The organism is Methanobrevibacter sp., assembly GCF_017406825.1.
Taxonomy (GTDB): Archaea; Methanobacteriota; Methanobacteria; order Methanobacteriales; family Methanobacteriaceae; genus Methanocatella.
The window spans coordinates 51,018-62,814 of the sequence record NZ_JAFQXT010000003.1; the positions used below are offsets into that span (position 1 = coordinate 51,018).

The following is an 11,797-nucleotide window of genomic DNA, read 5'->3' on the forward strand; positions in this document are numbered from 1 at the left end:
CAATTACCTCTTTTGATATTTTAAAGCTTCAGTTAAATCAATTTTATCAGTATAAAGTGCAGAACCAATCACAACTCCTTCCACACCGCTTTCATTTAATTTTTTAAGGTCATCCATTGTGGTTACTCCGCCGGAATAAACAATAGGCAAATCAACGGATTTTTTAAGGTTCTCTACAGGTTCAGTGTAAAATCCACCCAAAAGCCCCTCAACGTCAACGTTTGTAAACAGGATGCTTCCCGCACCATGTTCCTTAAAGTCGTTTGCTATCTCAGAAGGGCTCTTGTCAATCTTTTCCTGCCATCCCTTTATAACTACTTTGTTGTCTTTGCTGTCAAGTGAAATCATAATTCTGTCTGAGCCGTATTCATCTGATAGTTCAGTAATGGTTTTTGGGTTTTGTATTCCCATTGTTCCAATGATTAATCTTTCAATATCAAGATTCAGCAATTGGTGGGCATAATCCATATCTCTTATTCCGCCGCCCAATTGTATTGGAACTGTAACTTCTTTTAGGATTTTTTTAATCACTTCAAAGCTGGTTACTCCATCAATTGTTCCGGACAGGTCAATCACATGGATGTTTTTTGCTCCTAACTCTTCCCAGTGTCTTGCAACTTTTTCGGGATTGTCTATTTTAACCATTTCGCTTCCAGGCTCGCCTTGAACAAGTTGAACACATTTTCCATCTTTAATGTCAACTGCAGGTATTATTAACATTTCATCTTTATTGAATGACATTTGGATTTCCTTAATGTTTTATTATAATTTAATTATATGTTTTGAAATGATTTATATGTATTGATTTTATAACTACTAATATGAATGAAAATCTCTACAAACTATTTGATGAAGTGTTCATTCCAGATTTTTCCATAACTGGTGATGATTCTCGAAAGATTATTGATTTGGGCGAATATGGTAAGCTTGAAACATATTCGTTATATCAGGGCATTGTGCTTGCATTCATTGATATTGACCTAAAAAACTATGGGGAAGTTTTTATTGAGGATGAATTGCCTTCCAGATTGCTTGAAATCAATCATTGCTTGGATGGCAGGTATGCTTATACTGTGGGTGATGATGAGGTACTCTATTTCGGCAAAGGTGATTTGTGCATTAGTATCCATTATTTAACTAAGACATTTCCTGATTTTCCTTTAGGTTACTATAAAGGTTTGGAGATTTTCATTGATGTTGATGTGGCAAACGATTTTGTAAAAGAGCATATTCCTCATTTTGATTTGGTCGAGTTTTATGAGGAATTGGAGAAAACAAACGCTTATCGTCTGGTTCGTTCCAATGATAGGATAGATCATGTCATCGGCGAGTTGTATAGTGTTGATGAGAGGATTAATATTCCTTATTATAAGTTGAAATGCCTTGAATTGTTGTTGTTTTTCTCAATTACAAATTTTGTTGGTAGTGATGGTATTTCCCTTTCTAAAAAGCAAGTGAGGATTGTTGAAAATGTTAAGAGGGATTTAATTTCCAATTTGGATAGTAAAATCACTATTGATGAGTTGGCCAATAGGTATGGAATCAGTAAAACTGCACTTAAGAATTGTTTTAGGGAAGTCTATGGTAAGCCCATATTTAGATGGAGAAAGGAATATAAACTTGATTATGCCTGTAAATTAATTGAAAAGGGTGATTTGTCCATTTCAGAGATTTCCAAAAAAGTGGGATACTCTTCCCCTTCAAAATTCAGTCAGGCTTTTAAGGATTATATCGGATGCACCCCTTCAGAGTACAATAAATAATTTTTTGTCTTTTTGGTATATTTTTTGTCTTTTTAGTTCAAATACCTTTATATACTTATTTTTATTATATTTATATTGAAAATTGGTTTATTTAATCATTTTTTTTTAAAAATACTTTAAATTAGTCTATTATTTGTTTTTTTGGATATTTTAAGTGTTTTGTCTTTTTAGATTACTTAAAAATTTTTAGGTAAACCTAAATTAATTTATTAGGAGATTTAAATGTCAAAGACTCAAAGTAAGAATAAATTTATAAGATTACTTAATTTTTCGGGTAATTACAAGTATCTATCCATCATTGGTATGGTATTATCCGCTTTAAGTGCCATAAGTCTATTGATTCCATTTATCTATATTTGGGATGTCGTCAATGCATTGTTGACAGTGGCTCCAGATTTCACTAAATCCCAGAATTTGGGAACATATGCATTCAATGCATTCTTTTTTGCAGTTTTGGGAATTGCACTAAACTTTTGCGGATTGATGGGAACACACTTGTCAGCATTTAAAAATGAAAAGAACATGAAGGATGCTGCACTAAAGCATTTGTTAAAACTTCCTTTGGGATATTTCTCAAACCACACAAGCGGGGGACTTAGAAAAGTAATTGACTATTCAACAGCAAAAACTGAAACATTTTTGGCTCATCAATTATTTGACCTAACAGGGGCAATTGTCACTCCAATAGCATTTCTAATATTGCTTTTCAGTTTTGATTGGATTTTAGGACTGATATGCTTAATTCCTATCATACTGTGTTTCTTATTCATGTATCCAATGTTTTCAAAGGACTCACAGGATATCATGGCTGAATATCAAAAGTACCTGGAGGAAATGAATGGTGAAGCGGTGGAATATGTAAGGGGAATTCCAGTTACAAAAGCATTTCAACAAAGCGTATATTCATTTAAAAATTTCATCAAATCTATTAGAAACTATGGAAAGTTCTCAGCGGAATATTCCTTATCAACACAACTTCCAATGACCGCGTTCACAGTTTCAATCAATGGATTTTTCGCATTGTTGATTCCTGCAGGAATATTGCTTGCAGGATCACTGGTGGACGTAAAATTCTTTGCAAATTTCATGTTCTATATTATATTCACACCAATATGTGCAGTCATGATGAACAGGATAATGACAGTATCACAGGACTGGATGATGGCCAGCTATGCATTGGAAAGTATTGAAGAGATATTAAATGAGAAGCCCCTTCCGGAAGCGTCCAACCCTCAAAAACCTAAAAATCATTCAATCGCTTTTGAGGGGGTTTACTTTGATTATGATGATGCAAACTCAGATGAGCACATCCTGAACGATGTGAATCTTAAAATCAATGAAAACGATTCAGTGGCATTAGTCGGACCGTCAGGAGGTGGAAAAACCACAATTGCATCATTGATTCCAAGATTTTGGGATGTGGGACAAGGTTCCATTAAAGTTGGGGATGTTGACGTAAGGGATATCTCAACTAAAGAACTGATGGAAAACATATCATTCGTTTTCCAAAATACAACCCTGTTTAAAGATTCAATCTACAATAATGTAGCAATCGGCCGAAAAGGCGCATCAAGAAGTGAAGTTGAAAATGCGTTAAGCTTGGCACAATGTGATGATATTATTGATGAGCTTCCAGATGGAATTGATACAGTGATTGGAAGTGAAGGAACATATCTCTCAGGAGGCCAGCAACAGAGAATTGCGCTTGCACGTGCAATACTTAAGGATGCTCCAATCATCATCTTAGATGAGGCTACCGCATTGGCCGATCCTGACAATGAATACATGATTCAAAAGGCAATCTCAGAGATTACAAAAGATAAAACTGTAATCATGATTGCACATAGACTGTCCACAGTCAAAAATGTGGATAAGATATATGTTGTTGATAACGGCAGGATTGTCGAGGAGGGCAATCATGATTCATTAGTTGAAAAAGACGGACTTTATTCAAGGATGTGGGATGAATTCAACAAATCCATACAATGGAAAGTTAAAAGCGAGGAGATAGTATGATATCTGAGTTTTTCCAAACAAGATTCGGACTTACTAAAGAGGGGGCTGATAATTTAATCAAGGGCATTCTTTACACTGCTCTTTTAGACATTTCATTAATGTTTCCGGTGGGTTTGTATTCACTTCTAATCTATATGTGGATAGAACCATTGACAGGAGGCGAAATCGTCGACCCGAATCTTGGAATGTTTATCGTGTTAATATTAATTGTTCTGGGAATCATATTCGCATTCGCATGGAAACAATATCACTTTGTGTTCAATACCACTTACACTGAAAGTGAAAACAGGAGAATCAATTTAGGCGAGAACCTAAGAAAGCTCCCATTGTCATTTTTTGAAAATAGGGATTTGGCTGACCTAACCTCCACAATCATGAATGACTGCACTGATTTGGAGCATGTTTTCTCTCATGCGGTTCCGCAATTGCTTGGTTCAATCCTATCGTTATGCCTTGTGTCAATTGGATTGCTGATATTTGATTGGAGATTGGCTATTGCCCTTTTATGGGTGGTTCCAGTTGCATTCATAATTTTATATGCTTCAAAAAAACTCATCTACAAAGGAGGAAATCTGGTGATGGCCGATTTGCTCAAGTGTGGAGATGCAATGCAGGAGTGCATTGAGTCAATTAGGGATTTGAAATCATATAATCATGAAGAGGAGTATTACGATAGGATTACTGGTTTGACATCAACTATTGAAAAGTCCAGACTTAAAGCGGAATTAATGTCTGCGGCAGGTGTAGTGACCGGCAAGGTCTTTTTAAATTTAGGAATAGTCTCTGTGATTCTTTTAGGTTCCTATTTGATACTGAATTCACAGATTACAATTTTCACATTGCTGATATTCCTTATCGCTTCGGCTACAATCTATGCTCCTGTTGAAAATGGATTGATGTTCCTGTCTGAAATTTTCATGATGGACAATAAGATTTTAAGGTCAAAAGAAATAGAAGCGCAGGTTATCGAAGGTGGCTTGACTGATTATTCTCTTGACGGATATGATGTTGAATTTAAGGATGTCAATTTCAACTATGATGATTTGAAGGATGTTCTAAATGACATAACATTTACTGCAAAACAGGGTGAAGTGACCGCCCTTGTAGGGCCTTCCGGTGGGGGAAAATCAACAGTTTCAAAACTCGCCGCAAGATTTTGGGATCCTGTTTCCGGTAAAGTTTCACTTGGAGGCCAGGACCTGTCAAAACTGGACTCTGAAAAGCTTCTTGAAAACTTCTCAATAGTTTTCCAGGATGTGATACTCTTTAACAATTCCATTTTGGAAAACATTCGGGTCGGTCGAAAGGATGCAACCGATGATGAAGTGATTCAGGCAGCGAAACTTGCTGAATGTGACGAGTTTGTATCCAAACTCACCGACGGTTATGACACAGTCATAGGGGAGAACGGTGAGCTATTGTCAGGCGGTCAAAGGCAAAGGATTTCAATTGCAAGGGCAATGCTCAAGGACGCCAATGTAATCCTTTTGGATGAGGCCACTTCATTTTTGGATGTTGAGAATGAATCCAAAATCCAAAGGGCGCTGTCAGAACTAATCAAAAACAAGACCGTGATCATCATTGCCCACAGGATGCGTACAATTGCAAATGCCGATAAGATTGTTGTTTTGGACGACGGCAGAATTGCCGAACAGGGAACCCCTGAGGAACTGCTTGCAAAAGACGGACTGTTCAAGAGGATGGTTGAATTGCAAAACTTAAGTGGAGAATGGCAAATCTGATTCTCCAGTTTATTCTCATTGTTTTAAAAAAATTAGGAGGAAAATAAAATGAGCGAAAGATTAAACGTAAAAGACCTAATCACTGTGGGAATATTCTCAGTGATTATAATAGTGTTGATATTCATTTTCGGAATGTTGGGATACATCCCGATATTGATGATAGCGCTGCCGATACTGGCGGCATTGATTTGTGGAATTCCATTCATGCTGTTCCTGACAAGAGTGAACAAGTTCGGAATGGTTACATTGATGGGTTTGATTTTAGGAATAGTGATGTTTTTAAGCGGTCATACTTGGGTTCCAATATTGGTGTTCACATTATGTGCATTCATTGCAGATTGCATCCTGAAGATGGGAGATTACTCTTCTGTTAAAAATTCCATCGTTGCACATGGTGTTTTCATATTGGGAGTAATGGGAAACATGTTGCCGTTTTTCATCATGAGAGATTTCTATTTAAATGGATTACGTTCCTCAATGGGTGCAGATTATGTTAATGTTATTTCTCCATTCATAAACACTCCCGTTTTGATAGTTTTAATCATATTGACATTCATTGTGGGAATGGCAAGCGCATATGTTGGAAAAATAGTTTTGAAAAAACACTTTGAAAAAGCAGGCATTGCTTAAAAGGTGATATTTATGGGATTAGGACTAAATTTCACTCTGGATCCGAAAACTAAAATTATAATTCTGGCAATTTTGAGTTTCATGGTTTTTAATGATGTTTCATTGTACATTAGTGGAATTTTGGTTTTAATTCCATTCATCTGTTTGTTTTTTTCCAATCATAAGAAATCAGCTATAATATACATTATAGCATATATTGCTGCAAAATATGTTCAAATTTATATTCTCCCAACGGCAACAGGACTATTGGCAATAATACTGATTACATTTAGCTACACTGCTTCTAGAATGTTGCCGATTATAATGATGGGATATTATACGATAACGACAACAAAGGTAAGTGAATTCATAGCGTCCATGGAAAAAAGTAATATTCCAAAAGACATTATCATACCTGTCTCAGTTGTTTTCAGGTATATCCCATCAGTTTTTGAAGAAATCAAATTAATCACAAATGCAATGAAAATGAGAGGATTCGGATTAAATATCAAATCATTGAAAAACCCTTTAAAACTGATCGAATTTTACATGATTCCTATTTTAATCAGTGCCGTTAAAACAGCTGATGAGCTATCTGCAGCTTCCCTAACAAGGGGACTTAGCAATCCAGAAAAAAGAACCCATCTTCTTGAGGTCAAGTTCACCCGGATGGACTATGTTCTTTTGGCATTGACAATAATAGGATTTGGAATTTATGCATTTAACTTTTTAAGAGGTGTCGCAATTGCTTAAAATGAGAGATGTCTCATTCTCATATGATAAGGACAAAAACCTGGATAACATTAATGTGGACATTAGGGAAGGTGAAGTCATTCTGCTATGCGGGGAATCCGGTTGCGGAAAAACAACTATTACACGTTTCTTAAATGGACTCATACCAAATTTTTTTGACGGAAAACGCCAAGGTAATGTATATCTAAACGATGAATTGATTAGTGAAATGCCGATATATGAGATATCCAAGAATGTCGGATCGGTTTTTCAAAATCCTAAAACCCAATTCTTCAATGTGGATACCACCAGTGAAGTTGTATTCGGATGTGAAAATCTATCAATGCCTATTGATGATATTCAAAATCGTTTAGATAATGTTGTTGATGATTTTCAAATATCACATCTATTGGATAAAAGCATTTTCAAGTTATCCGGTGGTGAAAAGCAAAAGATTGCCTGCGCATCAGTTTCAGCGGTCCATCCGGACATTTTAATTTTAGATGAGCCCTCTTCCAACCTTGATTCAAGATCAAGTTGGGATTTTGAGAATATAATCCGGAAATGGAAAAGCCAGGGCAAAACAGTTGTCATTGCAGAGCATAAGCTATTCTTTTTAAGTGATGTTGTTGATAGGGTTCTCTTTTTGAATAACGGTAGAATAACAGATGAATGGTCAATTGAAGAGTTCAGACAGATTAATCATAGGGAATTCGGCTTGAGGCAACTGAATCTTGAAAATTTGACATGCAAGCGAAAGGAATATTATTCAGATTCTCCAGAATTCATGGAACTTAAAAACTTCAGGTTCCACTATGGCAAAAGACAGGTTCTGGATATTGATGATGTCAAGATTCCAAAAAATGAGGTCATAGCCATAATTGGAAAGAACGGTGCCGGCAAATCAACTTTTGCAAATTGTTTATGTGGCCTTAAAAGGTCATGCAAAGGCCAATTGATTTGGGACAATGACGCATTAAAAAGAAATGACAGGCTTAAAAAGACATATATGGTAATGCAGGATGTCAATCATCAGCTCTTCACTGAAAGCGTGTTGGATGAGGTATTGCTAAGTATGGATGATGAGAATTTCGAACTGGCCGAAGAAATACTGACAAACCTAAACCTGATTCATCTAAAGGATGCGCATCCAATGGCATTGTCTGGTGGTGAAAAGCAAAGGGTTGCTATAGCATCCGCAATAGCGTCTGAAAAAGAAATATTGATTTTTGATGAGCCGACAAGTGGTCTTGATTTGAAAAACATGATGAAAGTAAGTGAAAACTTAATCTACTTGCAGAAACTTGGAATCACATCATTTATCATAACTCATGATTATGAGTTGATTATGGAGGCTTGTTCTCATGTGTTGCATATGGATGATGGAAGAATAGTTGACAGCTATAAAATCAATGAGGAAAAATTGAAAAAATTCTTTTTGAATTCAAATTAACCATTTTTCATCATCTTTTCTTTTTATCTCTCTATTTTTTGATTGCTTCTATAATCTATAAAAGTTAGGTATGCCTAAATTTATATATTGTGTAAGATATATTATATAATGATTATTTACTTTTAAAGAAGGTGTAAAATTGAGTACAATTATAGAATTTAAAAATGTGAATAAGGAGTACAAATCCGGAGACCACATTTTAAAAGCTATGGATAATGTTAACTTCACAATTGACAGTGGAGAATTTGTTGTAATACTTGGACCGTCAGGTGCAGGCAAATCAACTTTATTAAACTTACTGGGGGGATTGGATTTTGTAACTTCCGGCCAAATCATTGTAAACAATAATCATGTCGAATCATTCAGCGACAATCAGCTAACAGAGTACCGCGCCAGAAATGTCGGTTTCATATTCCAGTTCTATAACCTGATTCCAAATCTTACAGCACAGGAAAACATTGAACTTATGAAGGACATTGTTGATGTGGATATAGACGGATTAAGCGTTCTTGATTCAGTCGGCCTTAAAGACCATGCAAACCAGTTTCCCGCACAGCTTTCCGGTGGGGAGCAGCAAAGGGTATCCATCGCAAGGGCAGTGGCTAAAAGACCAACAATGCTTTTGTGCGATGAGCCCACAGGGGCATTGGACTCAAAAACAGGTGTTTTGATACTGAACCTGCTTCAGAGCATGAGCAATAATCAGAACACAACTGTTGTTATCGTAACCCACAATGCAATACTTGCTGAAGCTGCAGATAAGGTTATCCGGATTAAGAATGGCCAGGTTGAAAGCATTGTCGTTAATGAAAACCCAAAAAATGTCACTGATTTGGAATGGTGAGTTAATGCTTGCAAAAAAGATGATAAGGGACATTTCCAGGCACAAGGCTCAGTTCATATCAATTTTCCTAATGGCATTTCTGGGGGTATTCGTGTTTGCCGGGGTCGGAGGCGAATCAGTAGGCCTTGAAGTCAATGTCAATGACTACTATGAGGAAACCAATCTTGCCGATGGTTGGATATATTCAAACTACATCAATGACTTGTTCATGTATCAGGTGGATGCTTTAGGTGCAACAACCGATATGGAACGGCAACTGGTCGTCGATTCGGTTGCGGACTTTAAAAATGATCCCGAAATTACCTTGCATTTCGTTGAAAACAACACAATCTCCAAATTTTATCTGCTTGAAGGTGAAAAGTTAGACATTGAAGACAAGGAGGGTGTCTGGCTGGACAAGAGCTTTGCCGATGAAAAAGGCCTTAAGGTTGGAGACAACATTACCTTTGAGTTTGAAGGATACAAAATCGAAAAGGAAATCAGGGGGCTGGGATATTCTCCGGAATATGTCTACCACGCTTCAACTTCATCAGTGATACCTGACTTCAATAAGATAGGCTTTGCATACATGTCATATAAGGCATTTCCGGAGGATACTGTTCCATATAACGTTTTGAATGTTAAGTTTGAGGGCACTCCCGAAACGTATGCCGAGCTCCTGTCGTATCATATGGACGGATACTACAATTCATTTGTGGAACGGTCAGAGCACGTTAGTGTCAGCCAGTTTTCAGAGGAAATGGACCAGCACAGTATGATGAGCGACATTTTTCCAGTTGTGTTCATACTGATTGCAATGCTGATTCTTTTAACAACAATGACAAGGATCATCACACATCAAAGAACACAAATAGGCATTCTTAAGGCTAACGGTTTCAAAAATCATTCAATAATATTGCATTATGTATCATATGGATTCTTGCTGGTTTTAATCGGTTCAATTTTAGGGCTAATCTTGGGTCCGATTACTTTGCCCCAACTGTTCTATCCGTCAATGAGTGCAACATATAAGCTTCCTTCATGGAATCCCGCATGGAGCATGAATTTTGTCTATGTTGCGGCATTGATGGTTATAATGTCAATAGCGGTGTCATTTTATTCGGTCAAAAGCATTTCATCTGAAAACCCTGCCGATACGTTAAGGCCAAAAGCGCCTAAGGTGTCCACTTCGGGGATTGTTGAAAAATTGGCTATTTGGAAACATCTCTCGTTCAATGTCCGATGGAACTGGAGGGATGCCAAAAGAAATAAGTTCAGGGGTCTTATGACAATAATCGGTGTTATCGGATGCACTGCACTTCTTGTGTGTGCATTTGGGATGTATGATGGGATGAATGATTTGAAAGAATGGGAATTTAACCAGATCAACCACTATGATTCAAAACTGATTGCGGATGAGGAAGCCACAATTTCCCAAATCGATGAGGTTGCAGACAAGGTCAACGGCGATAAGCTGATGGAGGGGGCCATTGAAATCGAATCGGACACAGCCAAAAAGTCCGCTTCGCTTCTGGTATTGAACGGCACAGACCTGATAACTCCAACAGATTATGATAGAAATAATGTAGAAATTGAAGATGATGAGGTTTCCATTTCGCAGAAGATGGCTGACATGCTTGGTGTTGATGTGGGCGACACCGTAAAATGGCACATTATGGGTTCGGATAAATGGGTGAAGACAAAAATCGATAAGATACATGCCGACCCGACCTCACAGGGATTCATAATGTCCGCTGACAAGCTGGAGGATCTGGACTTGAACTACACCGCTACAAGCATCATAACCTCCGAACATGTGGACAGGAAGTATGATGGAATAAAATCCACCAACTCCCTGAATGACATGACCTCAAGTTGGGACGAGCTGACTGAAGCGATGTGGCTGCTGATCTACATTCTGATATTCTTCGCTTCTCTTTTAGCGGTCATCGTCCTATATAACTTGGGATTGCTGTCATTTACAGAAATCGAACGTGAAATTGCGACCTTGAAGGTGTTGGGATTTAAAACAGGCGCTCTTCGAAGACTGTTATTGACTCAAAACTTATGGTTTACCGCTGTCGGATTTATATTGGGCTTGCCGGTAGGATATTTTGTTTTGGATATTATGTGGAAGTCATCTGGCGATTCGTTTTACATCTTGCCTTCAATAACCCTTACAAACTTCCTGTTGACTGCTGCAATAACATTTGCATTGTCAATAATGGTAAATCTGTTGTTCTCACGTAAAATCAAAAGGTTGAATATGGTCGAATCACTTAAAAGTGGGGAATAGTTATTCCCCTATTCTCCCATATCAAGTGACAAAATATTTAAAAGGGTCAAGTTTCAATTCTTATTCAGGTGATAATATGGCTGAAGTTACAGGAGAATCAAAATATATGGATTTGTTGAATGAGTATCCACTGCTTAAAACGGATTTGGTCCGTAAAAACCCCAAATTTGAATTTTTGGTAACTCAAATGGGAAAGATTTCGCTTTGGGAAGCAAATCTCGCCGAAGTCAGTGAAAGGGCTGAAATGACAGTCGATGAAACGGTTTCACTTTTTAAAGAATTGATTGATTCATATTGACCTTTCCTTTTTTCCACCATTTCATGCATATTCCTATTTCGCATTAGGTTAATCTTAATCAAACA

At 37.2% G+C, this 11,797-nt stretch carries 10 protein-coding genes; 9 read left to right on the forward strand and 1 reads right to left on the reverse strand.

What is annotated here, in order from left to right:
• Window positions 1–3 precede the first annotated feature (3 nt).
• Entirely contained in the window at window positions 4–741 is a 738-nt protein-coding gene (gene hisA, locus IJF99_RS00630; protein WP_292790671.1) for a 1-(5-phosphoribosyl)-5-[(5-phosphoribosylamino)methylideneamino]imidazole-4-carboxamide isomerase, read from the reverse strand.
• Between the two features lie 80 nt (window positions 742–821).
• On the opposite strand from hisA, the gene IJF99_RS00635 reads away from it, so the two are divergent.
• From IJF99_RS00635 to IJF99_RS00675, 9 genes are all read left to right on the forward strand, one after another.
• Window positions 822–1,763, forward strand: coding sequence for an AraC family transcriptional regulator (locus IJF99_RS00635; RefSeq protein ID WP_292790674.1), 942 nt, complete (start codon window positions 822–824; stop codon window positions 1,761–1,763).
• Window positions 1,764–1,985: 222 nt separating this feature from the next.
• Entirely contained in the window at window positions 1,986–3,779 is a 1,794-nt protein-coding gene (locus IJF99_RS00640; RefSeq protein WP_292790676.1) for an ABC transporter ATP-binding protein, read from the forward strand.
• The gene (locus IJF99_RS00645; RefSeq protein ID WP_292790679.1) at window positions 3,776–5,521 is read left to right on the forward strand and encodes an ABC transporter ATP-binding protein; all 1,746 of its coding nucleotides are present in this window, start codon (window positions 3,776–3,778) and stop codon (window positions 5,519–5,521) included. Before IJF99_RS00640 ends, IJF99_RS00645 begins: the two co-directional genes overlap by 4 nt.
• A 48-nt stretch (window positions 5,522–5,569) precedes the next feature.
• A complete protein-coding gene (locus IJF99_RS00650) occupies window positions 5,570–6,151 on the forward strand; it encodes an MptD family putative ECF transporter S component (protein WP_292790682.1) in 582 nt (193 codons plus the stop codon).
• A 12-nt stretch (window positions 6,152–6,163) separates the two neighbouring features.
• Window positions 6,164–6,883, forward strand: a complete 720-nt coding sequence (locus tag IJF99_RS00655) for an energy-coupling factor transporter transmembrane component T (RefSeq protein WP_292790685.1) — start codon at window positions 6,164–6,166, stop codon at window positions 6,881–6,883.
• Window positions 6,876–8,315, forward strand: a complete 1,440-nt coding sequence (locus IJF99_RS00660) for an energy-coupling factor ABC transporter ATP-binding protein (protein ID WP_366931232.1) — start codon at window positions 6,876–6,878, stop codon at window positions 8,313–8,315. Before IJF99_RS00655 ends, IJF99_RS00660 begins: the two co-directional genes overlap by 8 nt.
• Before the next feature lie 139 nt (window positions 8,316–8,454).
• Window positions 8,455–9,159: an ABC transporter ATP-binding protein gene (locus IJF99_RS00665; RefSeq protein WP_292790687.1), complete on the forward strand. Its 705-nt coding sequence runs from the start codon at window positions 8,455–8,457 to the stop codon at window positions 9,157–9,159.
• 4 nt (window positions 9,160–9,163) lie between these two features.
• The gene (locus IJF99_RS00670) at window positions 9,164–11,434 is read left to right on the forward strand and encodes an ABC transporter permease (protein WP_292790689.1); all 2,271 of its coding nucleotides are present in this window, start codon (window positions 9,164–9,166) and stop codon (window positions 11,432–11,434) included.
• A 76-nt stretch (window positions 11,435–11,510) separates the two neighbouring features.
• Window positions 11,511–11,732 (forward strand): hypothetical protein, encoded by a 222-nt coding sequence (locus IJF99_RS00675; protein ID WP_292790692.1) that lies wholly within the window; start codon window positions 11,511–11,513, stop codon window positions 11,730–11,732.
• Window positions 11,733–11,797 lie beyond the last annotated feature (65 nt).

What these genes read in the sequence shown, in the direction of transcription:
- hisA (WP_292790671.1), bottom strand. Translation starts at nt 741, where the DNA reads ATGTCATTCAATAAAGATGAAATGTTAATAATACCTGCAGTTGACATT.
- IJF99_RS00635 (WP_292790674.1), top strand. Translation starts at nt 822, where the DNA reads ATGAATGAAAATCTCTACAAACTATTTGATGAAGTGTTCATTCCAGAT.
- IJF99_RS00640 (WP_292790676.1), top strand. Translation starts at nt 1,986, where the DNA reads ATGTCAAAGACTCAAAGTAAGAATAAATTTATAAGATTACTTAATTTT.
- IJF99_RS00645 (WP_292790679.1), top strand. Translation starts at nt 3,776, where the DNA reads ATGATATCTGAGTTTTTCCAAACAAGATTCGGACTTACTAAAGAGGGG.
- IJF99_RS00650 (WP_292790682.1), top strand. Translation starts at nt 5,570, where the DNA reads ATGAGCGAAAGATTAAACGTAAAAGACCTAATCACTGTGGGAATATTC.
- IJF99_RS00655 (WP_292790685.1), top strand. Translation starts at nt 6,164, where the DNA reads ATGGGATTAGGACTAAATTTCACTCTGGATCCGAAAACTAAAATTATA.
- IJF99_RS00670 (WP_292790689.1), top strand. Translation starts at nt 9,164, where the DNA reads ATGCTTGCAAAAAAGATGATAAGGGACATTTCCAGGCACAAGGCTCAG.
- IJF99_RS00675 (WP_292790692.1), top strand. Translation starts at nt 11,511, where the DNA reads ATGGCTGAAGTTACAGGAGAATCAAAATATATGGATTTGTTGAATGAG.